This window comes from Micromonospora sp. NPDC050200 (genome assembly GCF_040656135.1).
Lineage (GTDB): Bacteria > Actinomycetota > Actinomycetes > Mycobacteriales > Micromonosporaceae > Micromonospora.
In genome coordinates, this window is record NZ_JBFALG010000040.1 from 39,779 (window position 1) to 62,428 (window position 22,650).

General features: G+C 71.8%; 19 protein-coding genes. 10 read left to right on the forward strand and 9 right to left on the reverse strand.

Annotated elements, in window-relative coordinates; all coding sequences use genetic code 11:
- The first annotated feature begins 35 nt into the window (after nucleotides 1-35).
- Together AB0I41_RS23950 and AB0I41_RS23955 are read left to right on the forward strand one after the other, a co-directional pair.
- On the forward strand, nucleotides 36-353 hold the full coding sequence (locus AB0I41_RS23950; protein ID WP_357111511.1) for a WXG100 family type VII secretion target: 318 nt from the start codon (nucleotides 36-38) through the stop codon (nucleotides 351-353).
- A 25-nt stretch (nucleotides 354-378) separates the two neighbouring features.
- Nucleotides 379-672 (forward strand): WXG100 family type VII secretion target, encoded by a 294-nt coding sequence (locus AB0I41_RS23955; RefSeq protein ID WP_357111514.1) that lies wholly within the window; start codon nucleotides 379-381, stop codon nucleotides 670-672.
- Between the two features lie 71 nt (nucleotides 673-743).
- Here the strand turns inward: AB0I41_RS23955 and mycP are convergent, their stop codons facing one another.
- On the reverse strand, nucleotides 744-1,964 hold the full coding sequence (gene mycP, locus AB0I41_RS23960) for a type VII secretion-associated serine protease mycosin (protein WP_357111517.1): 1,221 nt from the start codon (nucleotides 1,962-1,964) through the stop codon (nucleotides 744-746).
- A gap of 141 nt (nucleotides 1,965-2,105) precedes the next feature.
- Here mycP and AB0I41_RS23965 point away from each other — a divergent pair, with 141 nt between their 5' ends.
- Nucleotides 2,106-5,048 carry an SseB family protein gene (locus AB0I41_RS23965; protein WP_357111520.1) on the forward strand — a complete coding sequence of 981 codons (2,943 nt, stop codon included), beginning with the start codon at nucleotides 2,106-2,108 and terminating at the stop codon, nucleotides 5,046-5,048.
- Nucleotides 5,045-5,410, forward strand: coding sequence for a hypothetical protein (locus tag AB0I41_RS23970; RefSeq protein ID WP_357111523.1), 366 nt, complete (start codon nucleotides 5,045-5,047; stop codon nucleotides 5,408-5,410). The genes AB0I41_RS23965 and AB0I41_RS23970 overlap by 4 nt, the downstream gene beginning before the upstream one ends.
- A gap of 10 nt (nucleotides 5,411-5,420) precedes the next feature.
- Here the strand turns inward: AB0I41_RS23970 and AB0I41_RS23975 are convergent, their stop codons facing one another.
- The 4 genes from AB0I41_RS23975 to acs all read right to left on the reverse strand — a co-directional run bounded on the left by AB0I41_RS23975 (nucleotide 5,421) and on the right by acs (nucleotide 14,357).
- On the reverse strand, nucleotides 5,421-6,353 hold the full coding sequence (locus AB0I41_RS23975) for an alpha/beta hydrolase (RefSeq protein WP_357111525.1): 933 nt from the start codon (nucleotides 6,351-6,353) through the stop codon (nucleotides 5,421-5,423).
- Between the two features lie 296 nt (nucleotides 6,354-6,649).
- Nucleotides 6,650-8,956, reverse strand: a complete 2,307-nt coding sequence (locus tag AB0I41_RS23980; protein ID WP_357111528.1) for an immune inhibitor A domain-containing protein — start codon at nucleotides 8,954-8,956, stop codon at nucleotides 6,650-6,652.
- A 372-nt stretch (nucleotides 8,957-9,328) separates the two neighbouring features.
- Nucleotides 9,329-12,121, reverse strand: a complete 2,793-nt coding sequence (locus tag AB0I41_RS23985; RefSeq protein WP_357111531.1) for an immune inhibitor A domain-containing protein — start codon at nucleotides 12,119-12,121, stop codon at nucleotides 9,329-9,331.
- A 271-nt stretch (nucleotides 12,122-12,392) separates the two neighbouring features.
- The gene (gene acs / locus AB0I41_RS23990) at nucleotides 12,393-14,357 is read right to left on the reverse strand and encodes an acetate--CoA ligase (protein WP_357111534.1); all 1,965 of its coding nucleotides are present in this window, start codon (nucleotides 14,355-14,357) and stop codon (nucleotides 12,393-12,395) included.
- Nucleotides 14,358-14,591: 234 nt separating this feature from the next.
- On the opposite strand from acs, the gene AB0I41_RS23995 reads away from it, so the two are divergent.
- Entirely contained in the window at nucleotides 14,592-15,338 is a 747-nt protein-coding gene (locus AB0I41_RS23995; RefSeq protein ID WP_357111537.1) for an oxidoreductase, read from the forward strand.
- A gap of 34 nt (nucleotides 15,339-15,372) precedes the next feature.
- Here AB0I41_RS23995 and AB0I41_RS24000 read toward each other — a convergent pair whose 3' ends face one another.
- Both AB0I41_RS24000 and AB0I41_RS24005 read right to left on the reverse strand, forming a co-directional pair.
- A complete protein-coding gene (locus AB0I41_RS24000) occupies nucleotides 15,373-16,176 on the reverse strand; it encodes an HAD-IB family hydrolase (protein WP_357111539.1) in 804 nt (267 codons plus the stop codon).
- A gap of 352 nt (nucleotides 16,177-16,528) precedes the next feature.
- The gene (locus tag AB0I41_RS24005; protein WP_357111541.1) at nucleotides 16,529-16,708 is read right to left on the reverse strand and encodes a hypothetical protein; all 180 of its coding nucleotides are present in this window, start codon (nucleotides 16,706-16,708) and stop codon (nucleotides 16,529-16,531) included.
- Between the two features lie 22 nt (nucleotides 16,709-16,730).
- Between AB0I41_RS24005 and AB0I41_RS24010 the strand changes: the two genes are divergently transcribed.
- Nucleotides 16,731-16,937, forward strand: coding sequence for a hypothetical protein (locus AB0I41_RS24010; protein ID WP_357111544.1), 207 nt, complete (start codon nucleotides 16,731-16,733; stop codon nucleotides 16,935-16,937).
- Nucleotides 16,938-17,470: 533 nt separating this feature from the next.
- Here AB0I41_RS24010 and map read toward each other — a convergent pair.
- Entirely contained in the window at nucleotides 17,471-18,313 is an 843-nt protein-coding gene (gene map, locus AB0I41_RS24015) for a type I methionyl aminopeptidase (RefSeq protein WP_357111546.1), read from the reverse strand.
- Between the two features lie 90 nt (nucleotides 18,314-18,403).
- Between map and AB0I41_RS24020 the strand changes: the two genes are divergently transcribed.
- The gene (locus AB0I41_RS24020; protein ID WP_357111549.1) at nucleotides 18,404-18,670 is read left to right on the forward strand and encodes a helix-turn-helix transcriptional regulator; all 267 of its coding nucleotides are present in this window, start codon (nucleotides 18,404-18,406) and stop codon (nucleotides 18,668-18,670) included.
- A 148-nt stretch (nucleotides 18,671-18,818) separates the two neighbouring features.
- Here the strand turns inward: AB0I41_RS24020 and AB0I41_RS24025 are convergent, their stop codons facing one another.
- The gene (locus AB0I41_RS24025; RefSeq protein WP_357111552.1) at nucleotides 18,819-19,385 is read right to left on the reverse strand and encodes a hypothetical protein; all 567 of its coding nucleotides are present in this window, start codon (nucleotides 19,383-19,385) and stop codon (nucleotides 18,819-18,821) included.
- Nucleotides 19,386-19,738: 353 nt separating this feature from the next.
- On the opposite strand from AB0I41_RS24025, the gene AB0I41_RS24030 reads away from it, so the two are divergent.
- From AB0I41_RS24030 to ssd, 3 genes are all read left to right on the forward strand, one after another.
- On the forward strand, nucleotides 19,739-20,293 hold the full coding sequence (locus tag AB0I41_RS24030; protein ID WP_357111554.1) for a sigma-70 family RNA polymerase sigma factor: 555 nt from the start codon (nucleotides 19,739-19,741) through the stop codon (nucleotides 20,291-20,293).
- On the forward strand, nucleotides 20,293-21,312 hold the full coding sequence (locus AB0I41_RS24035) for a CU044_5270 family protein (RefSeq protein WP_357111557.1): 1,020 nt from the start codon (nucleotides 20,293-20,295) through the stop codon (nucleotides 21,310-21,312). Before AB0I41_RS24030 ends, AB0I41_RS24035 begins: the two co-directional genes overlap by 1 nt.
- A gap of 256 nt (nucleotides 21,313-21,568) precedes the next feature.
- Nucleotides 21,569-22,618, forward strand: a complete 1,050-nt coding sequence (ssd, locus tag AB0I41_RS24040) for a septum site-determining protein Ssd (protein ID WP_357111560.1) — start codon at nucleotides 21,569-21,571, stop codon at nucleotides 22,616-22,618.
- The last annotated feature ends 32 nt before the right edge of the window (nucleotides 22,619-22,650 follow it).

Genomic DNA, 22,650 nt, shown 5'->3' on the forward strand with positions numbered 1-22,650 from the left:
CGGCAGCCACGACCGAGAGACGAGGTGACGTCCGGGTGGCCCAGACCCAGGCAGAAGCCGCGGTGATGCAGCAGACCGCCGCGAAGTTCGAGCAGGTGGACCAGTCGCTGCAGAGCATGCTCAGCGGCCTGATGGCCGAGCTGGAGGTGTTGCAGCAGGCCTGGCGCGGTGCCGGTGGCCGCTCGTTCGAGCAGGTCAAGCAGCAGTGGTCGCAGGACCAGGCGGCGTTGCAGCGGGCCCTGCGGGAGACCGCTTCGGCGATCCGCACCGCCGGCCAGCAGTACGACGTCTCCGACGACGAGGCGGCCAGCCGGGTCTCCGGCACCAACCGCGGCATCCAGTTGCCGCTGTAACCACACCCAGGGGGAGGAGCACCCGATGGACCATGGTGTCCTGGTCGTCAACTTCGCCGCGCTGCAGCAGGCCGGCGCGGACATCCAGAAGGCGTTGAACACGCTCGACTCGCAGCTCGGCCAGCTGGAGCGCGACGCCGCCCCGCTGGTGGCCGGCTGGGCCGGCGAGGCGCAGCAGGCGTACGAGCAGCGGCAGGCCCGGTGGCGGTCCGCCTCGCAGGACCTCCAGGCCATGCTGCGCGACATCAAGCTCGCGGTGGACGACTCCGCCACCGACTACCTCGACACGGAGAAGAAGAACGTCGGCCTGTTCCAGTGAACCCGGCCGCGCGGCGGCGCCCGACCGATCCGTCGGCGCCGCCGTCGCCGTGCCGACCACCCGCCCCCGGCTCAGGCCGGTCCGGCCGGCCGCCAGCCGCGCCCGGTGCCGCGCGGCAGCACCAGGGCCAGCAGCACCGCCGCCGCCACGGCCGCACCGGTGACCCCGGCGACCAGCAGGGCCCGGTCCCGCGCCGCCGCGCGTCGCGCCCGCTGGGCCAGCAGCGCCGGGTCGGGTCGGTCCGCCGACAGGGCGGCGGCCCGCGTCCCGGCCGTCGCGGCGGCCCCGGTGTCGGTGACCGCCCGGTACGGGTTGAGCACGCCCGCGCCGTACCCGCCCCGGACGTCGCCCGGCGCCGGGTCGGTGGTGCCGACGATCCGCCGGGCCACCTGCGCCGCGGTCAGGTCGGGCCGGTACTGCCGGACCAGCGCCGCGGTGGCGGCCACGAAGGGCGTGGCGTAGCTGGTGCCCTCGGCCCGGTGGTGCCCCTGCTCCGGCGCGGCCATCAGCACGTCGCTGCCGGGCGCCACCAGGTCGACGTAGGAGCCGGCCTGGGAGAAGGCGGCGCGGGTGCCGTCCGGGGAGATGGCGCCCACCCCCAGCACCCCGTCGTACGAGGCCGGGTACGGGCGGGGGTCACCGCTGTCGTGCAGGTTGCCGGCGGCGGCCACCACCACCACGTTCCGGCGCACCGCGTAGGCCACCGCCTCCCGCACGGCCGGGTTGTCGGCGTACAGCACGACGGAGAGGTTCAACACGTCGGCGTCGTGGTCCACCGCCCACCGGATGGCCCGGGCGAAGTCCGCCGCGCTGACCGTGCGCCCCGACTCGCGCCCCTGGACCACCTGCTGCTCGCTCACCCGGACCGGCAGGATGCGGGCCCGGGGTGCCAGCCCGTGGAAGGCGACGCCGTCGGCGGACGCGGCCGCGATGATGCTGGCCACCCCGGTGCCGTGACCGGCGCAGTCGCGGGTGCCGTCGCCGCCCGGGTCGAGGAAGTCGGTGCCGTCGAGCACCCGGCCGCGCAGTTGCGGGTGCCGCCGGTCGACCCCCGAGTCGATCACCGCGACGGTCACGCCCGCGCCGGTGGCCAGCGGGGCCAGCCGTTCCGGGGCGTACCGGCGCTGGGTCCAGGGCGCGGTGGCCACGGACCGGGCCGGGGCGAGTGGGGCGGAGCAGGCCGGCGCGGCGGCCCGGGCGGGAGTGGCCGACGACACGGCGAGCGCCGGCAGGCCGGTCAGCAGGACCGCCGCCAGACCGGCGAGGGTCGGTCGCGCGCTGGGCCGGTACATCGACCGCCTCCGTATCGTGTCGACTCCGGAACGCGATGTTATCGCCTCGCGCGCCGCCTTCGGCCAGCCCATTGTGATCTTGTTCGTACCTTGTAGGTTGTACGCGATGCCTGTGGCCTGTTAGCGGGAAGAGAGGTGGCCGTGACCGACTGGGAGCCGGCTACCGAGGCCGAGACGGCCCTGCGCGACGCGCTGCACGCCAACGACCAAGAGCTCTACTTCCGCATCCTGGCCGGCACCGAGCTGCTCCTGCCGGTCTCCGCGCAGGCGCTCGCCGGCGAGATCCCGATGGGCTGGGGCACCTGGACCACGGGTGGCCGGACGCACGTGCTGGCCTTCACCTCCTCCGCCGCGCTGCGCGCCTGCCTGGGCGCCACCGCCGGCCCCAGCCGCCGCGTCCGGTACCCCGACCTCGCCGCCACCTGGCCCAACCACGAGTGGTGGCTGGCCGTCAACCCGGGACTGGCCATCGAGGGCTACCTGCCGGCGTGGTTCGTCTCGCAACTCTCCCGGGGAGACGTCCGCCTGCCCGGTCGCACGATGGGCGCCCGCGCCCGGCTGGAACGGGCGGAGTCGCTCGCCCGCAGCCGGGCCGACGGCACCAGCGACGAGGCGGCGACGAACGCGGATGAACCCTCCACCGCCATTCGGTCGCAGCCGCGCCCGGTGTCGCCGCCGAACCCGACGCCCGCCATCGGTGCGGGCCCGGACGCCTCGACCGCCCGCCCCGGCTTCCCCGGGCCGGCCTCGGGGCGGGTGCCGCACCCGGCCCGCCCGTCGGCCACGCCGTACCGGGACGGGCCGCGCCCGGAGCCGGTCGTGCCGGCTGCCGCCTCGTACCCGGAAGCCGTGCCCGCCGACGGCGGGACGCGGCCGGGCGGCGGCCCCCGACCTGCGGCGGACCCGGTCCACGGCCGGCCGGCGGCCGCGTCGCCGTCCGATCCCGACGGTCCGGCCCGGCAGCCTGGCGCACCCGGGCCGGCCACGTCCCGGCGTCGGCTCCTCGGGGAGGCAATGGGCACCCGTCCCTCCGGGGACGGCGGCCCGCCCAACGGCCGGAGCTCCTTCTTCGAGCCGGCCTCGGAGCGCGGTGCCACGGCCCGGGCGTTGCGGGACCCGTCGCGCGCCGGCGAGCGCGCCGCACCGCCGCCGCGGCCCGGGCTCGGCGGCCAGGCGTTCCCCCGCCGCCGCCCGGCGACCGGCCAGTCCGGGGAGGAGCCGACCAGGGCGTTCCAGTTCGACGGTTCCGGTGAGCAGGCGACGCAACCCATCCCCGCCCCCGCGGACCGCCGTCCCGACCCGTTGGCCGCGGAGCCCACCCGGGCGTTCCGGGTGGCGGCGGCACCCGACGCCGAGGCCACCCAGGCGCTGCCGCGGCCGCATCCCACGCCTGCGACGCCGCCGGCGGAGGAGCAGACCCAGCGCCTGCCCGATCAGTCCGCACGGCCCGCGCCGCCGCCGGCGGAGGAGCTGCCGGTGTCGATCGCCGAGCCGGTCTCCTCGCCGCCAGCCCCGCGTCGCGGCTTCTCGCCCATCGTCATCGAGGGCACCGTCATCGAGTCCCGGGACCTGCCCGTCACCCCCGAGCCGGGCCGGGCCTCGCCGGCCACCGGCCTGGACAACAGCGCCAGCATGAACAGCTCCGCCGGTGGCGGGCAGTTCGCCGCCTCCGGCGTGCCGGGGACGACCCTCCCCTCCCCGGCCTTCGCCGCCGGACCGTCCACCCCGTTCGCCGGCGACCGCACCGAGCCGATCCTCCCCGCCCCCGGGCCGGTCTTCCCGGCCCCTGAGCAGCGCACCGAGCCGTTCGCCGCGGTGGCCGGCGGAGCAACGGCGGGGGCCGCCCCGGGCGCGGAGAAACCCACCGAGCCGCTCGCCCCGGTCTCCGACGACCGGGCGGAGTCGCTCTTCGCGGCCCCGGCCGCGCCCGCCGCGCCCGTCTCGCCGGCTTTCGGCGGCTCGGTGGCGGGGACGCCACCGTCCGAGCCCGAGCAGCCCGCGCCGACCCTCACCGGCCCTTCCGTCGTCGACCGCACCCCGTCGGGCGAGACCTTCCCGTCGGCGGGCAGCGCCGACCCGGTGGCTCGGGCCGACGCGCCGGCCGAGGCGGCCGAGGCGTTCCAGCCCGCCAACGCGGTCGAGGAGGACCTGCTGGGCGCGGCCGGCTCCGGCAGCACCGACACCTTCCTCTCCACCCTGCTGCTGGCCCGGGTGCTCCTTCCGGTGGCACCGGACTCGGCGCCCGGCAGTCGTCCCGGCGATCCCGGTTTCGTCTGGCGTACCGAGGAACTCGACGGCGAGCCGTACGTGGTGGTGCACACCTCGCCCGAGCGGTTGTCCGACCACTGCCCGGAGCCGGTGGAGACGGTCGAGGTCCGGTTCGTGCAGCTGATCCGGCGCTGGCCGGACGAGGTGTGGTCCTTCGCGGTCAACCCGGGCAGCCCGGTCGGGGCGAAGCTGCCGGGCGAGCAGATCGTCGGCCTGGCCAACTGGGCGGCCGAGGTGGGGCTCGGGGACGACGCGGAGGCCGAGCCGGCGACGGTCGTGGCCGACGAACCGGCCGAGCGGGTCCGCTACGCCCCGCAGGTCACCGACCCGTCCCGGCCGGTGACCATGCAGAAGGCGGTGGCCCCGACCCAGCTCGCCTACTACCTGGAGCGCGGGTACGACCGGGTGTCCGGTTTCGTCCACCGGGCCAACGAGCTGGCGCACCTCAACACCCCGGCCCAGTTGCACGACGCGCTCGGTCTCGGCTACCCGAACTCGCCCTTCGTCCGGGACGCCGACCGGATCTACGTGCTGCGCTGGCCGGCCTACCGGCCGAGCCTCTACCGCATCCCGTACGGCGGGCAGAACGAGGCCGCCATGCGGGCGATGGAGGGCTGGGTCATCGAACGCCCGCCGTTCCGGGGCAACGGCTTCGCCCCCGGCGACAGCACCGAGGTGGTGGCCGAGTTCAAGGTGGACAGCGCCCGGCTGCCGCACGGCGCGCAGCTCTGGCGGGTCGGCGCGGACGGCACCGAGCGGGTGATCGCCCTCCTCGACACCGACGCGCTGCTCTGGCGACAGGTGGGTGAGCCGTGATGCGGGACGGTTACGTGGCCCGGTGGCGCGGGCGGGAGTACCAGGCCAGCCCGGACGGCGACGACATCCGTATCTACCAGCCCGAACCGGATGACGGCTTCGAGGAGGTACGCCCCGGCCGGCACGTCCGGGTGGTCCCGGCCGGCGAGGTCGAGGACCTGGCGTACGTGCGGACCACCTGCACCTGGCAGGGGCAGCCGTTCGTCGTGCTCGGCGAGCACGACGGCTGGCTGCGGGTGGAGTACACCGGCGGGCGCTGGCCGGTGGCCGAGGCGATGGGCCTGGAGGTCTTCGACTTCGGCGTCTACCAGGGCTGGGCGCCCGCCACCGAGGTGGCCGACCTGCGCGAGCAGCGGGTCTGACGGGCCGAGGTCAGGTCTTCGACCAGGGCAGGATTTCGCCGAGCACCGTCTCGGGGGCCTCGACGTGCGGGAAGTGCCCCACCCCGTCGAGCAGCCGCCACTCGTAGGGGGCGGTGACGTACCGGCCGGACCCCTGGGCGGTACGCGGCAGTGAGGCGGTGTCCAGCGCCCCGTGCAGTTGCAGCGTCGGGGTCACCAGCGGCTTCTGCATCAGCCGGACGAACCGGTAACCGTGCAGCCGCAGCACCGACCGGAACGCCCAGCGGTAGCCCTCCAGCGCGCAGAAGGCGGCCTGCGGGATCTGGATGGCCTCCCGGCAGCGCCGCACGTACGCGTCGAAGTCCGGCCCTCGTACCCAGTGCGGCCCGCCCCAGCGGCGCAGCATCTCCTCCACGGCGGCGCCGCCGTCGCGGGCCAGCACGTGCTCGTAGCGGGGCAGCTGGAACTTCAGGGTGGGTGTGGAGGCGGCGAACTGCCCGCGCGGGTCGGCGAAGATGGCGGCGCGCAGCCGCAGCGGGTGCGGTGCGCCGAGCACCACCAGCCGGCGGACCAGGGTCGGGTGGAACGAGGCGGCCGTCCAGCCGATCAGACCGCCCGCGCCGCTGCCGACCACGGTCGCGGAGCGCTCGCCGAGCGCCCGGATCAGCCCGGCCACGTCGGCGGCGAGGGTGTAGCCGTCGTACCCGCGGGGTGGTTTGTCGCTGGCGCCGTAGCCGCGCAGGTCGACGGCGACCGCCCGGAAGCCGGCGTCGGCGACGGCCGGCAGCACCTGGTGCCAGGCCCACCAGTACTCGGGGAAGCCGTGCAGGAACAGCACCATCGGGCCGGTCCCGGCCTCGACGACGTGGAACCGGCTGCCGTTCGCGCCGACGAAGCGGTGCGTCCACGGACCCTCGGTCAGGACGCACGACTCGTCGACGGGTCCGCCACGCTGCTCGGTCATGTGCCCCAGCCTAGGACCCCGGCGCAGGCGGACCGTCCCGCCGGCCCGGTGGGTGGCCGGGACCGCCCGGTCGGTCAGCCGACCGGGCTGATTTTCACGATGCTCGCGGGGTGACCGGTCCGAGTCGTGCGCCGGATCGGTTTCCCGCGTTCGTGGTGGTGTTCCGCGACGAATGCCGGTGGTCGGCGTGGGGCGGCGTGGCACCGGAGTGTAATGACAGATCTCGATGACCGGGAGTGCGGAAGGGGCCGGTGGCGTCGCCGCCACCGGCCCCTTCGGACTTGCCGGTTACCCGATCAGTTGGTGACCTTCACGACCATGTCGCTGGTCGGGGTGGTGCCCTGCTGCAGGATCTCGATGGTGGTGCCGGTGCCGGCGACCTTCACCGAGTTCCACGCGTTGCCCGAGTTCCAGTACTTGCCGATCCCCTTGTCGCTGAAGATCGGGTTCGGCTCCAGCTCCGGCACGGTGACCGCCACGCCGTTCTTGTGGAAGGTCTGCGCCGGCTTGGCGTACAGGCTGAACGTCGAGTCGTAGCCGCCGCGGCGGTTGGTGATGACGCCCTGGCCGCCGACGTTGATCTTGTCCGGACGGACGTCGACCGGGAGGTTCAGGCCGTACCCCGGGTGCTGCGAGGTGTTGTTGTCGCCGTACGCGTAGTTCACGTACCAGACCAGCATGCCGGGCTGGTTCGAGAACCGCTCCACGAAGTCCGGCCGGGTGTTGGCCCAGCCGAAGTTGTACCCACCGGTCCGCAGGGCGTCGTCGTAGCCGACGTAGGTCCGGTTCTCCGCGATGTAGAAGCGGGGGTACACGTCGGTGACCGAGCCGGCCATCCGGGTGAAGCCCTTCGCGGTCCACGCCGCGTCCAGCGTCTCCGCGTCGTCGGTCCAGACGGCGGAGCCGTTCTTGACCAGCGACACGTTGTCCAGGAACGCGCCGGCGAGGTGCACGCCGCCGTCGGTCTGGTAGCGGTAACGGAACTGCACGGTCTGCCCGGCGTACGCGGACAGGTCGTAGGTCAGGTCGACCCAGTTGCCGCTGCTGGAGCCGTCGACACCGGTCTCACCGGAGTCGATCAGCGAGTTGCTGAGCGGGGCCCAGCTGGCGCCACCGTTGGTGGACACCTCGGCGTAGAGGTAGTCGTAGTCCTCTTCGATGTCGTACCAGGCCTTCGCGGTGATCGACGCGGACGTCGCCCCGGTCAGGTCCAGCTGACGGGTCAGCGTGGTGTTCAGGTCGTCCGCGCTGCCGCCCCACCACTCGTTCGCACCCGCGAACGGGGTGTTGTACGAGGTGGTCTGGCTCTGCCCGGGCAGGTTGACCACGACCGCCTGGGCCTTCGGCCCGTCGCTGTCGCCGGCCGGCCCGAGCGTCACCTGGGTGCTGCCCTTGCCGTACTCCACCGTCGAGTGGTTCAGCCAGCCGAGGAACAGCTTCGACCACGGGTCCATGTAGCCCGGGGTCGACCCGATGTCGTCGGTGCCGTGGCTCAACCAGGAACCGGAGGACATCAGGCTCCAGAAACCGACGCCGTTGTCGCCGCCGGCGGTGTCGTACAGGTCCGGCAGACCGAGGTCGTGGCCGTACTCGTGGGCGAACACGCCCAGACCGCCGTTCTCCGGCTCGGTGGTGTAGTCCCGAATCCACATGCCGGTGTCACCGATCTGCACACCACCGGAGAGGTTGCCCGCCGGACCCGCGGAGCCCGCGAGGTTCGGGAAGGCGGCCCACCGGTGCGACCAGATGGCGTCCTCGCCCTGGGCGCCGCCACCGGCCTCCTCGCCCTCACCGGCGTGCACCGCCTGGAAGTGGTCGATGTAGCCGTCGGGCTCGTTGAAGTTGCCGTCGCCGTCGAAGTCGTACCGGTCCCAGACGTCGAACTGCTTCAGGTAGTCCTTGATCTGCTGCGGCGTCTTGCCGGCCTTGACCTGGGCGTCGTACCAGGACGTGGCGCTGTCCCGGACGAAGTTCCAGGAACCGTCGGCGTCGGAGATGTTGTTGCTGCCGTACCGCGCCTCGTTGTACGGCACGGTGATCCAGTCGCTGACGTCGCCGCCGACCGTGTACCGGCCACCGGACTGCTGCAGGTAGAAGTCCCGGAACGACTCGCCCGCACCGTAGAACATGTCCATGTAGTGCTGCCGGTTGAAGTCGGAGCGCCACAGGGTGCTGTTGTTGTCGGTGGGGTTGCCGTCCCAGTTGCGGTCCGGCTCCGGGATCTGGTTGACCTGCGGGCCGGCAGCTCCACCGGTCCGGGGGTCGGTCTTGTCGCCGAAGTTGACCAACATCGTGAAGATCGGGTCGGTCTTCGGCGCCTGCTGGTACTCGACGAACAGGTCGTCCTTGACCTGGATGACCTTCGAGCCGTTGCGCGTCTGAAGCTTGGCCTTGCCCTGGAGCAGGTCGGCGATGGCCTGCTTGCGGACCTCCCGCTGCTGATCCGCCTTCGGATCCGGGAGGTTGTCCTTGCCGTGCTTCGCCTTGTCGGCGCCGGGGGTGGGCTCCGCCGCCGGGGCGGCGGACGCCGGCGCCGTGACGACACCGGCCGCCAGCAGCGCGGCCGCGGCCGAAGCCAGACCGGCTGTGACTCGTCTCCTCAAAGGTCCTCCTCCTTTGTGGAACTGTTACATGACGGGGACAGCCATGACCGTCTCTGTCATGTCATGCGTCACTCACAATGACAGAGGTTCGGACGGTTGTCACGGGTCAATCGCGCCGGGACGTGCCCGGCATTCCGGGGTCAAATCAGCAGCAATCGGCCCGCGAATCAACCAACGGTTCACGTTATGGTTCAGCCACGATCGCTTGGAGTGACGGCGATTGTGAAGTCCCCACGATAGAGCGTTGCCGCCCACGAAATTGTCACACCGTTGGCCAGGGAAATGTGGATGGCGTAAGAGGGCGGGGCCTGCCCAGAGCAGACTGCTCTGGACAGGCCCCGCCAGGTGTCCCGTCGGACGAATCCGGACGGATCAGTTCGTCGCCGGCGTCACGTAGACCGTGGCGTACGAGTTGTCCGCCGCGGTCCGCTTGATGGTGATCGAGACGCCGTAGCTGACGCCCTGGTCACCCGGATTGCCGGTGCCCAGCACGATCGCCCCGCCGCCCAGGGTGCCGCCGTAGTACGCGGTCGCCGGAGTGCCGTCCGGGTTCACCACCCGGGTGGTGTACTTCGCGTTGTTCCTCGACGGCACGACCACCGAGGCGTCGTTGTCCCGGGCGTACGCCGCGCCGTTGCGGATCTCGATGCCCGGGTACCAGCCCCTGGCGTCGGTGAACGCCGGCGCCGCGGCCTGGGCCCCGAAGCTCGTGCAGTACTCGCTGTAGAACTCGTCCGCCGCCTCCAGGCACTCCTTGAAGGGGTACGTCGGCGTCAGCGAGAAGGCCGCGTTGGCCGACTGCGGACGGCTGGGCAGGTTGTCCAGCACCGACGGGTCCTTCGCGGCCGCCTCGCCCTGCCGGCGGTACGGGTCGAAGTGCGAGTCCACGATCAGCAGGCCGCCCTTGGCGCCGTAGCTCGGCAGCGCGGTCATCTGCGCGGTGACGTGGTTGACGTCGCCCAACACGGTGTCCCGGTACCAGACCAGCATGCCCGGGGCGTTGTACGAGATCCGGTCGACCTTCCACGCCTCGTGCGAGTACACCGTGTCGTAGGCGTACTTCAGGCCCTTGTCGAAGCCGTCGAAGTTGCGCCACTCGGCCAGGTAGTACTGCGCCTTCACCTGGGTGCCGCCGTCGATGCGCCAGCCCGGGCCGGTGGTGTCGGTGAAGGTGCCGCCGGTGAGGGTCCAGCCGTTGGTGCCGCTCTCGACGTCGTCGCTCCAGGTGGTGGCGCCGCCGCCGGTGACCGACAGGTCGTCGGCGAACCAGCCCCGCTCCACGAACGCCGCGTCGGTGGCGTAGCGGAGTCGGACCTGCACCGTCCGGCCGGCGTACGCCGACAGGTCGACGTAGTCGTGGCGCCAGCCGTGGGTGTCGCCGCTCAGGCCGTACTTCTTGTTGCCGTAGTCGGCCATCCGGCCGTTCGGGTCGGCGTAGCCGTCATTGGTCGACACCAGCTTGCCGGCGGCGTCGTAGACCTTCTGCTCCGCCCAGCTGGCGCCGCCGTCGGTGGAGACCTCGACGAAGCCGAAGTCCCAGTCCGCCTCGATGACGAAGTTGTTCCACATCCAGAACTTCGCGTCGGCGGCGGCCGGGACGGCCACCTCCCGGCTCAGCTTGACATCGGCCCAGTCCTGGTCGGCGCCGCTGTACCACATGCCGGTGCCGCTGTGCGGCTGGGCCAGCGTGATCACCTTGTTCGGCAGGTTGATCTTGATGCCGTCCTTGGTGCCGACCGGCGTACGCGAGGTCTGCCCGAGCTGCACGCTCTGCGGGTCCGCGCCCGGCGAGAGGGTCAGCGGGTCGGCCCAGCCGAGCACCCACTTGTCCCAGAGGCCCATGTGGGTCGGCAGCGCCTGGAAGATCTCACCGGAGTGTGAGCCCGAGGCCATCAGGTCCCAGAAGTCGACGTCCGAGTCGGCGTTGCCCGAGGTGTCGTAGAGGTCCGGCAGGCCCAGGTCGTGGCCGAACTCGTGGGAGAAGACGCCGACCCCGGCGTCCTCCGGCTGCACGATGTAGTTCGACACCCGCAGCTGGGTGCCGGGAATGGTGTAGCCGCCCGCCACCGCGGAGGAGTGCGCCCAGACGGCGTACACCCCCTGGTCACCGCCACCGCGGGACTTGCCCTGGCCGGCGTGCACCAGCACCAGGTGGTCGATTACGCCGTCCGGCTCGTTGAAGTTGCCGTCGCCGTCCCGGTCGCCCTGGTCCTCGATGTCGTAGTCGGCCCACGGGAAGTTCGGGTCCATCGCGGCCAGCGCGTCGATCGCGTCGGTGGCCAGCCGGCCGGCGCCCAGCGGGTTGTCCGGGTGGCCGTTCATCGACTGCTGGCGCCCGGCGACCCAGTTGCCGTTCTCGTCCCGGACGCAGCGCGAGGCCGCGTACCAGCCCTCCGAGTGCGGCACGGTGATCCACGGGCTGGCCTGCCCGTCCACCGTGTACGCGCCCTTGGACATCTCCAGGTACATGTTGTGCATGGTGCGTCCGGCGATGTCGATGCCCGGTTTGCCGTCCGGCCCGGTCAGGTCCTTGCGGACCCGCTCGGTGATTCCGTCCTTCGTGTAGAGCATCTTGTCGAAGTGCTCGGGGGAGAAGTCCGGCACCCACATCGAGTTGTTGTCCTCGTGCGGCAGGGTCCCCGGGTCGGGGAGGTTGTTGTGCTTCGGTCCGTTCTGCACGGTGCCGGGGACACAGCTCCGGTCCTCGAAGACCGTCCTGGGGACCATCACGTTGGTGAAGTCGTCGTTGGCCTGGTCGTTGAACTCCACCAGCAGGGTCAGCAGCTTCGCCGTCTGGGTGCCGTTGGCCTGCTTGATCTGACGCGGGTTCTGCCTGGTCTTGATCGCCTTGGCCTCCAGCTTCGCCAGCTCCCGCGCGGCCACCGGGTTCCCGCCGGCGAACTTGCGGTCGTAGGTCCGGGCCTCGTCCGCCGCCGGGGTGTGGATGCCGTCCTTGCCCTTGACCTCCTTGCCGGCGGTGTCCGGCTGCACCTCGGGCTCGGCGTAGTTGATGTAGTGCTCGTCCGCGCCGATCACCGCCGGCGCGGGACCGGACGTCTGGGCCGCCGCACTGCCGGTCACGGCCAGTGACGTGGCGGCTAGGGCGATGGCGGGCAGCGCGACGAGTAGGCGTCGGCGCGACCCGGATTGCGGAAATGTGTTCATGCCGCTCCGTTTCTCGGGCATGGGGGGGGAGGAGTCGACCGGCGCACTTCGTCGATGTGATGTCCATCGAACCGGCTCGACTCGCGTGAACCTAAATCAGAAAGAGAACGAACGACAGGGGTCGACGTTTCCTGTAGCCGTTCAGCTCTTCGAGCCTCCCCCGACCGACCGATGTGACGCCGGCCACGGATTCCGGGGCGTACCCGTCAGAAACGACGGTGGGTGACGGTCCGCGCGGACCGTCACCCACCGATCTGGGGTACGCCTGCCGTCAGTCCTCGTCGGACTTGCCGCCGCCGAGCCCGGAGGAGATCAGCTCCATCACCGAGGAGTCCTGGAGCGTGGTGACGTCGCCCAGCGACCGGTTCTCCGCCACGTCCCGCAGCAGCCGGCGCATGATCTTGCCGGAGCGGGTCTTCGGCAGCTCCGGCACCAGCATGATCTGCCGGGGCTTGGCGATCGGGCCGAGCGTCTTCGCCACGTGGTTGCGCAGCTCGGCGATCAGCTTCTCACCCGCCTCGCCGGTGGTGTCCACGGTGCCGCGCGGGATGGCGAACGCGACGATCGCCTGGCCGGTGGTCGGATCGGTGGCGCCGACGACCGCCGCCTCGGCCACCGACGGGTGCGACACCAGCGCCGACTCCACCTCGGTGGTGGAGATGTTGTGCCCGGACACCAGCATCACGTCGTCGACCCGGCCGAGCAGCCAGATGTGCCCGTCGTCGTCCTTCTTCGCCCCGTCACCGGCGAAGTACATGCCCTCGAACCGGCTCCAGTACGTCTCGATGAAGCGGTTGTCGTCGCCCCAGATGGTGCGCAGCATCGACGGCCACGGCTCGCGCAGCACCAGGTAACCGCCGCCGCCGTTCGGCACCGACCGGCCCTGGTCGTCGACCACGTCGGCGCTGATGCCCGGCAGCGAAGCCATCGCGGAGCCCGGCTTGGTCTCGGTGACGCCGGGCAGCGGCGAGATCATGATCGCGCCGGTCTCGGTCTGCCACCAGGTGTCCACGATCGGCAGCTCGCCCCGGCCGACGTGCTGCCTGTACCACATCCAGGCCTCGGGGTTGATCGGCTCGCCGACGCTGCCGAGCAGGCGCAGCGACGACAGGTCGAAGCCGGCGGGGATGTCCTCGCCCCACTTCATCATGGTGCGGATCAGCGTCGGCGCGGTGTACAGGATGGTGACCTGATACTTGTCGACGATCTCCCAGAACCGGCCCTTGTGCGGGGTGTCCGGGGTGCCCTCGTACATGACCTGGGTGGCGCCGTTGGCCAGCGGGCCGTACACGATGTAGGAGTGTCCGGTGACCCAGCCGATGTCGGCGGTGCACCAGTAGACGTCCGTCTCCGGCTTCAGGTCGAACACGGCGTGCGCCGTCCAGGCCACCTGGGTCAGGTAGCCGCCGGTGGTGTGCAGGATGCCCTTCGGCCGGGCCGTGGTGCCGCTGGTGTAGAGGATGAACAGCGGGTGCTCGGCGTCGAACGCCTGCGCGGTGTGCTCGGCCGGGGCGGTCTCCACCGTCTCGTGCCACCAGCGGTCCTTCGCCGACCAGGCGACGTCCTCGCCGGTGCGGCGGACCACCAGCACGTGCTCGATCGACGGGCAGTTCGCCACCGCCTCGTCCACCGTCGGCTTCAGCGCCGACGGCTTGCCCCGCCGATAGCCGCCGTCCGCGGTGATCACCACCTTGGCGCTGGCGTCCTGGATCCGGTTGGTCAGCGCGTCGGCGGAGAAGCCGCCGAAGACCACGCTGTGCGTGGCGCCGATCCGGGCGCAGGCCAGCATCGCGACCGCGGCCTCCGGGATCATCGGCAGATAGATCGCCACCCGGTCGCCGGCGGTCACGCCCAGCTCGGTCAGCGCGTTCGCCGCCTGGCAGGTCAGCCTGTGCAGGTCGGCGTAGGTGAGGGTGCGGGTGTCGCCCGGCTCGCCCTCCCAGTGGATCGCCACCTTGTCACCGCGACCGGCCTCCACGTGCCGGTCCAGGCAGTTGTACGCCACGTTGAGCCGGCCGCCGACGAACCACTTCGCGAACGGCGGATTCGACCAGTCGAGCACCTGGTCCCACGGCTTCGCCCAGGCCAGCCGCCCGGCCTGCCGCTCCCAGAAAGCCAGCCGATCCTCGGCGGCCTCCGCGTACGCGTCGGCGGTGACGTTGGCCTCCGCGGCGAGTGCGGCCGGCGGCGGGAACTGGCGCGTCTCGTTCAGCAGGTTGGCCAATGCCTCGCTCATGCGGTGACTCCTTCGTCGGGTGACCTGCGTCTCCTATCCGGGTGAGGGTAGTCGTGGCGCTGGACGGCCGCGACAACTCCGTCGACCGGTACGCGCCGAGCGGCCGGCACCGCGCGCCCGACGGCGCCGCGCCGGCCCCGCCCCGGCGCCGCGTCGGCAGGCGGGGCGGTGGCGCGGGTCGCCTTCCCGGCGGGTGGCGGCCACCGGGGGCGGCCGGGTCGCTAGCGTGGCGGGGTGACCACGGACCCGCTCGCCCCGCTGCTCGCGCTGGCCGACATCGCCCCTGCCGTTGAGCAGGCCCGCGAGCGGGTCGACGAGGCGATGCGGCACCGCGCGCTGCGCCGGCACGGTGGCCAGGTCGCGGCCGAGGTCAGCCTCCGGTCCGCGGTGGCCAGCGCCGCCCTCGAGGGGTACGTCCACGAGCGCGAGACGGTCCGCGCCGGTACCGTCACCGAGCCGGTGCTCCAGGGCGCGCTGCGGGTGGCCGGGGCGCTGCCCGGGCTGACCGAGCTCTGGCCGAAGGCCCCCCGGCAGGCGCTCGCCAAGCTGCACGTGCTCGCCGCCCGCAACGTGGTCACCGAGGACGAACTGGGCCGCCCGGTGGCCGACCCGGTGGTCGGCGCGCGGCTGGACGGCCTCGCCGGGCTGATCGCCGGCGGCACCAACGTCCCCCCGCTGGTGCTGGCCGCCGTCGTACACGGCGAGCTGCTGAACCTGCGCCCGTTCGCCGGCCCGTCCGGCGTGGTGGCCCGCGCCGCCGCCCGGCTGGTGCTGATGTCCAGCGGCTTCGACCCGCGGGGCCTGGTCGCCGTCGACGTCGGGCACCGGGAGCGGGAGCCGGAGTACGTCGGCTCGGCCGGCGCCTTCGCCACCGGCACCCCGGACGGACTGCGCTCCTGGCTGCGGCACTACATGTCGGCCGTCGAGGTGGGCGCCGACCAGCTCAGCGTCATCGGCGACGAGGTCCTCGCCGCCTCCTGACCCGTCCGGGCTGAAGGGGTGGGCCTGGCGGGGGTCAGGCGACCGGGGTGACCTTGGCGCGGCGGTACCGGCCGTACCAGGCGATGCCGATGGCCACCCCGACGCCGACGCCGAGCGCCGCCGCGGCCACCGGCACGGCCGGGCGTTCCCGCAGCCGCCGGCCCAGCGGGATCGGGTGCCGGAACTCCAGTACCGGCCAGGCGTTCTCCACCGCGAGCTTGCGCAGCGCCCGGTCCGGGTTGACCACGGTGGGATGGCCGACGCACTCCAGCAGCGGCCGGTCGCTGTACGAGTCGGAGTAGGCGTACGAGTCGGCGAGGTCGTACCCGCGGGTGGTGGCCAGCTCGCTGACCGCGTCGACCTTGCTCGGGCCGGCGGCGTAGAACTCCACCTCGCCGCTGTAGCGGCCGTCCTCGACCGTCATCCGGGTGGCGATCACGTCGGTCACGCCCAGCAGCTTGCCGATCGGGCGGACCATCTCCTCGCCGGAGGCGGAGACCAGCACGACGTCCCGGCCGGCGGTCTGGTGCTCCTCGATCAGGGCGGCGGCTTCGGCGTACACGTAGGGGTTGATCAGCTCGTGCAGCGTCTCCGCGACGATCTGGCGGACCTGCTCCACCTGCCAGCCCTTGCAGAGCGTGGCGAGGTAGTCCCGGGTCCGGGCCATGGTCTGCTCGTCGGTGCCGCCCAGCCGGAACATCAGCTGCGCGTACGCCGACTTGACGACGTCACGCCGAGTGATCAGCCCGTCCCGGTAGAACGGCCGACCGAACGCCAGGGCGCTCGACTTGGCGATGACGGTCTTGTCCAGATCGAAGAAAGCGGCACTTCGGCCCACGGCGCGAAAGTCTAGCCCGATGGTCTATGGTCGGCGGGTGCCCGGGGTCACCAGCCCCTCCGACCTGCGGGCTAGCCGTTGCAACCCCTGCTCAACGTGACGGCTGTCACACGCTGTGGTCGCATTTTCGCCCTGAGTGGGGTCGACACCACTCGACGTGAACAGTCTGCTCGGGCATGCTTGTCCTCAAGACGAGTATTCATATCTCGGACAACTCGCAGGCTCTCGGCGGTTGCACCCCCCGTGACCGCTGAGTGGTTCGGCTCAGCCCCCCCGGAGCCGAACCTCCCGACGACCCCCGTCTCCCCCCGACGGGGGTCGTCCCTTTCCGGCGTGAGCACTCCGATGCAGGTCACAGTTCGTCTCCGTCCTCGTCGAAGGCGCTCTCCGGCGGCGTTTCTCCGGCCGGAGGCAGCAGAGAGGCAGCAGAGCTGTCGAAGGCCGCCAGGACCCCGGCGGCGTAGTCGTCCGGGGTGTGGGTGTAACGGTTGAGCGTGGTCGACGCCTGCTCGTGGCCCATGACCCGCTGCACCAGGTTGACCGGGACGCCGTTCGTGACCAGCCAGGTGGCGTGCGTGCCGCAGATCGTGGAACCGCATCCCGCCGACTGCTCTGGCCGCCACGCACGCGATCGCTTCTCGCTCGGTGGTGAACTCGGCAGTCCATTCGACGCCCGCCCGGTCCGGCCAGACGGCGCGGTATCGGTGCGGGCCTGTGTTGACGACCTGGCCGAGCAGACCGGCGCGGACCAGCGAGGGTAGCCAGATCCGCCAGCGGAAGTTGGACGGGCGCAGGGGATGCCCCACCCGGTCGAGGAAGACCAGTGTGCGCGGGTCGGGATTGTCGGCTGCCGTGTGCAGTTCGCGCAGCGGGGCCACCAGGAAGCCCGGCAGTGGCACGGTCCGGACCCCGGCGCGACTCCTCGAATACGGACGGAGCAGGACCCCGGCGTGGGTCTCCTCGGCGATCTGGACCACGCGCAACAGGGCGCGATCGAGGTCGACCGACGACCAGGACGGCCCCGCGCACTGCCCCAGCGCAGGCTCGCGCCGGCAGCGGCGGAGACGATCGAAAGATCGAATGGTCAGAGGCTGGCGGAAAGGGTGAGCCTGCTCGAAGTGGGCGGCCGAGATGCCGGCCGAGAGGGAAGCAGACGGCCGCGCGACAACCTGCCTCAACAGCTGGCCGCTGAAGGGGCCAGCCGGACGGCACGCATGCTGAGCGGTGGGCTGAGGCGTGCGGCTGGGACTTGCTCAGGAAGCTGCGGCAGGCCCCATCCCCGGAACGCCCTGAGTCACGCCCCAAGGCGGGCAGTGGGTGAGGAGGCTGTGGCGGGCTTTTTGGTGGGATCGGCCGAGGTGGCGCCGTGAGTGGGGCGGCGGGTCAGGACCTGGGGGCCGGAAGCCGTGACGGCGATTGTGTGTTCGGAGTGGGCGGTGCGGGAGCCGTCGGCGGAGCGGATCGTCCAGCCGTCGTTGTCGAACTTGATTTTGTCGGTGGAGCGGCAGAACCAGGGCTCGATGGCGATGGTGAGGCCGGGGTCGAGTTTCATGCCGCGGCGGGCGCGGCCGTTGTTGGAGACGTGCGGGGCCTCGTGCATGGTGCGGCCGATGCCGTGGCCGCCGAACTCGGCGTTGACGCCGTAGCCGTAGGAGTGGGCGACCTCGCCGATCGCGGCGGAGATGTCGCCGAGGCGGCCGCCGGGCTGGGCGGCGGTGATGCCGGCCTCCAGTGCGATCTCGGTGGCCTCGATCAGCTTCAGGTCGGCCGGGTCGGGGGTGCCGACGATGACGGAGAGCGCGGAGTCGGCGACCCAGCCGTCGATGCCGGCCGCCATGTCGATGCTGAGCAGGTCACCGTCCCGCAGAACATAGTCGTGCGGCAGGCCGTGCAGCACCGCGTCGTTGACCGACAGGCACAGCACGTTGCGGAACGGGCCGCGGCCGAACGAAGGGGCGTAGTCCCAGTAGCAGGATTCGGCGCCGCGTTCCTTGATCCGGCGGCGGGCGTGGTGTTCGAGGTCTATCAGGTTGACGCCGACTGCGGCGACACCGCTCAGCTCGGCGAGCAGCTCGCCGACGAACTGGCCGGTCACCGCCATCCGGCCGATCTCCTCGGCGGACTTGAGCTCGATCACAACAGCCTCCCTCTCCGGATGCGGTATTTTTATACCGGTATTTTTATACCATGCCCGGTCGGGGACGCTCCGGAGGGATATCCTGCTGACATGGTTCGCCAACCACTCACCGCCGAACAGATCGCATCGGGCCAGCGCCTCGGAGCCGCCCTCCGGGCCGCGCGGGCCGGCCGTAGCCTCGTCGAGGTGGCCCTGGCAGCCGGCATCTCCCCCGAGACGCTGCGCAAGATCGAGGCGGGCCGCCTTCCCGCACCGGCGTTCGGCACTGTGGTCTGCCTCAGCCAGGCCCTCGACGTCCCCCTCAGCGACCTGGCCGACGTCTGGCTGGCCGACATGCCCATCCGCCAGGCGTCCTAGAGACCAGCCGCCCTAGCTAGTACTCCAGTAGGAGATCCGTTTCAGGGTTCTGTGAGGGCTTGCCGGTGTAATGGCTGGTCTTGGCGGCGGCTTGATACCTGCGCCGGAAGCGGTCGAAAGGCCAGACAGAGCCTGAGCCGCCGAACAATCAGCGGTTGGGCAGCCGCGCCACGAGTTGCCTCAGTCCGGCGGCAAGAGCCTGGTAGCCGCTGCTGGAGAGCTTGTCCTCCTCCCGCAGCTTGGCCACCTTCTTGCCAAACTCGGCGAGTTTGTCCCGCGCCTTGTCGACCTCACCATCCGCGAGCTTCTCCGCGGCTTCCCGCAGCCGCTTTGTCAGTTCCTCACCGGCATCCGGCTTCAACTGCCCGTCCTGAACGAGCCCGAGGACCTTGGTGTCCAGTCCCGCGATGAGGTCGATAGGGCGCAGGCTCGGACTAGGGGACGGCTTCGCCGAGGGCGAGGAGGAAGGGGACGCCGAAGCGGACACCGGGGGCCCGCCGGCAACCTCGGATTCGGCTGCCTCTGGCACCGCAGCCTCCGTAGCCACAGGAGCCGCCGCTGGGGACCGGGACGGCTCGGTATCGCCACCGGAAAGCACGACCATCAGGGCGGCAATGACTACCACGACCAGGGCGCCAGCAACGGCAGCCCACATGAACCAGCGTGTGTTGTCGGGGGCAGCTTCTGCCTGTCCGCCGGCCAGTCTCAACGGCACCGTCGGCGGGTCTATGTCTGACTGGCCAGGGCCAGGCGTGGCAGGCATGGCGGACATCATGCCAGAGCCCCCAGCGCACCTCGCCGGACGAGTGGCACCCGTTGCCCGAGCTTGATCGTCACCCCGTCTCTACCAGCCGAGCGAGCGGCGCCGGCTCGGCCTGCTGGCGACCAGCGGTCAGCACCGGCCTGCGGCCGTGCCGGGACGCCCAGGACCTCGGACGCGCTGTTCACTTGCGCCGAGCGCCCTTCGCCGTGCCGTCATGGAACGGATCGAGAGGTCGTTGTCGGTAATCGTCCGGCAGGTGGTGACACAAGCCAGGGTGAGAGTTGCCGAAACCGTGGGGAGTTCGAATGGGTCCACCGGGAGAACGCGACGAGGGCTGGTTCACGCGGCTCTTCGCTGCCGAGTACGCACACATCGTGAAGTACGGCCTACGTCGGCTCGCCGATGCGGACGCGTCGGCTGAACTCGCCCAGGACGTCTTCGTCATCGCCTGGCGGCGTCGCCGCGAGGTGCCGGACCGCAGCCTGCCGTGGCTGTACGGGGTGGCTCGGCGCCTGCTGGCGAACGAGTGGCGGTCCCGGCGGGCCGCTCCGGACGTACTGCCGATCACCGACGCCGACCTTCTGCGGGCAACGAGTTCGCCCGGTGCCGACCTGACGGTGGGGGTCGCTGACGTCCAAGCCGCCCTGGCCGATCTCAACGACCTCGATCAGGAGATTCTCCGCCTGATCGGTTGGGAGGAGCTCACTGTCGCCGAGGCAGCCCAGGTTCTCGGCTGTACCCGTGCGACCGCGGCGGTGCGCCTGCATCGTGCCCGACGCCGCCTCACCGAAGCGATGTCAGACCAGGCCGCCCCGCCGACACGGCACCCGGTGCTGGCCACTCCTCGAAGGGATCTGTGATGTTCGGAGCAGAGCGAACCCGTACCCTCCTCGGGCCGGTCGACCCGGCCCGGAACACCGCCGTCGCACCACCCCGGATCTCGGCGCGCGACCTCATCGACCGTGCCGGCACCACCGAGTATGTCGTCCGTCATCGCCACGCCCGCCCGACCCGTCGACTGGTTCTGGCGGCCGGGGCGCTGGCGGTCGTGGCTGGCACCGCGGGAGTCATCCACCGGTTCGACGCCGCCACCCCGAACACGTCAGATATCGCCGACCCGCCGGGTGTCGAACCGGGGGTGGTGCTCGTGCCGGTCGCGTACCAGCTCAACTCCGACGCGTCAGCGGCCCGCCCTCACCTGCGCGCCCTGGCCGGCAAGCTCATCGACGCCGCGTACGACAACCAGAGCGGCCGATACACGTACCACCACACGAAGGTGTGGGGCGACCCGGTGATGACGTCCGCCGACGGCCGCTACCACGTCGCCTTCGCCGACGAGACGAAGGTCTGGCAGGCCGCCGACGGGACCGGTAACCAGATCACCACCCAGCTCGAACCGCAGTTCCCTGACCAGGAGTCCCGGGACTACTGGCAGCGCGAACTCAAGGGCGGTCCTGCCGTCTCCACCACCCCCGCCCCCGTCAGTGTTCCGCTGCCACCGTTGGATCGCGCTCCGCTGCCGTCCGACAGGGCGCAGTTGAGCGAACTGCTCAAGGCCAGATATGGCGCGGGCGCCGCGAGCAAGGAGGTCAGCACCGTCTACGGGCGGTACATCGTGCCGCGCCAGACCCGTGCGGAGATCCTGCGCGTCCTCGCCGACGTTCCCGGATTCCTGTGGCGAGGGCAGGTGACGGACCGTGCCGGGCGGATGGGCGTAGCCGTCACCTTCGACGACCGCGAGCACGACGCGCAGTCTCTGCTGATCTTCGACCCGAACACGGGTGAGCTGCTCGCCCACGAGCGGCTGACGCTCTCGCCCGTTCGGATCAGCGCGTACCAGGTGATCCTCGATGCTGGCTGGACCGATCGACTCGGCTGATCCGCCGGCGCCCGGGGCCCACTCCTTCGGGAGGGGGCCCGGTCCGCCTTCCTCGCTTTCGGGCGGCGCTGCTCGACCCTCGTCAACGCTCTCGGGCTGACAGTGGGCTCGTCGCCCTAGCAGATCCACCGGCTGCGCGGGCGTTGTCCACAGGGGCGCCCGTTGTCCACAGACGAGCGGTCGAGGCCGGTGGACGGGTCGGTGGTCGGAGCAGGGTCTGGGTCAGCACCCCCGAGCCGGACCGCTGGAGGCCGCGATGCCACCCCGTACCTCACTGCCGCCGCACCGGCGGCTACCGCTCCTGGTTACCTCGGACGGTGACCTCCTCGACGAGCTGCTCCGGCTCGCCGCTGCGGGCGGTACGGAGGTCGAGCTGGCCGCCGATCCCGCCGCCGCCCGGGCCCGGTGGCTGCCGGCGCCACTGGTGCTGGTCGGCCGTGACCAGGCGCAGGCGTGCCTGCGGGCGCGGCTGCCCCGGCGGCCCCGCACGGTCCTGGTCGGCCGCACCGGAGAACTCGACCCGGGGTGGGAGATCGCCGAGCTGATCGGTGCCGAACACGTCGCCACCCTCCCCGCAGCCGAGCCCTGGCTGGTCGACCGGCTCACCGAGTGCGGGTCCGACCGCCCCTTCAGTGGGCCGGCGCGGACGGTCGCGGTGCTCGGCGGGCGGGGCGGCGCCGGGGCCAGCGTCTTTGCCGGCGCTCTCGCGGTCACCGCCGCCCGGGCCCGCCTGCGCACCCTCCTGGTCGACGCCGACCCGCTCGGCGGTGGCCTCGACCTCGTCCTCGGCTGGGAGGAGCTGGACGGCCTCCGTTGGCCGGCGCTCACCGACGCGGACGGTCGGGTGGACGCACCGGCGTTGGTCCGGGCGTTGCCCAGCCGCGGCGACCTGGTGGTGCTCTCCTGGGACCGGGGAGACCTGTTGGCCCTGCCCGCCCAGGCGATGGCCGCCACGGTCGACGCCGCTCGCCGGGGCCGCGACTTCGTGGTGGTCGACGTGCCCCGCCAGCTCGACGACGCGGCCGTGGTCGCGTTGCAGGCGGCCGACCAGGCGTACCTGGTCGTGCCGGCCGAGCTGCGGGCGACCGCGGCGGCAGCCCGGGTGGTCGCCGCCGCGGCCCCGCACTGCGCCGCCCTCGGCGTGATCGTGCGCGGGCCGGCGCCGGGCCGGTTGAAGGCGACCGAGGTGGCGCGCGCGCTCGGCCTTCCGCTCGCCGGCACGCTGCGCCCCGAGCCGGCGCTGCGGAACCTGTCAAGTCAAGTGAGACGTTTTCGTGGTCAGGTGTTCTGTAGATCTGCGGGTTGAGCTGCTGGTTTGTTGATCCACACGGTGTCGGG

What these genes read in the sequence shown, in the direction of transcription:
- AB0I41_RS23955 (WP_357111514.1), top strand. Translation starts at nt 379, where the DNA reads ATGGACCATGGTGTCCTGGTCGTCAACTTCGCCGCGCTGCAGCAGGCC.
- mycP (WP_357111517.1), bottom strand. Translation starts at nt 1,964, where the DNA reads ATGTACCGGCCCAGCGCGCGACCGACCCTCGCCGGTCTGGCGGCGGTC.
- AB0I41_RS23975 (WP_357111525.1), bottom strand. Translation starts at nt 6,353, where the DNA reads ATGACCGAGCAGCGTGGCGGACCCGTCGACGAGTCGTGCGTCCTGACC.
- AB0I41_RS23985 (WP_357111531.1), bottom strand. Translation starts at nt 12,121, where the DNA reads ATGAACACATTTCCGCAATCCGGGTCGCGCCGACGCCTACTCGTCGCG.
- acs (WP_357111534.1), bottom strand. Translation starts at nt 14,357, where the DNA reads ATGAGCGAGGCATTGGCCAACCTGCTGAACGAGACGCGCCAGTTCCCG.
- AB0I41_RS24020 (WP_357111549.1), top strand. Translation starts at nt 18,404, where the DNA reads ATGGTTCGCCAACCACTCACCGCCGAACAGATCGCATCGGGCCAGCGC.
- AB0I41_RS24030 (WP_357111554.1), top strand. Translation starts at nt 19,739, where the DNA reads ATGGGTCCACCGGGAGAACGCGACGAGGGCTGGTTCACGCGGCTCTTC.
- AB0I41_RS24035 (WP_357111557.1), top strand. Translation starts at nt 20,293, where the DNA reads ATGTTCGGAGCAGAGCGAACCCGTACCCTCCTCGGGCCGGTCGACCCG.
- ssd (WP_357111560.1), top strand. Translation starts at nt 21,569, where the DNA reads ATGCCACCCCGTACCTCACTGCCGCCGCACCGGCGGCTACCGCTCCTG.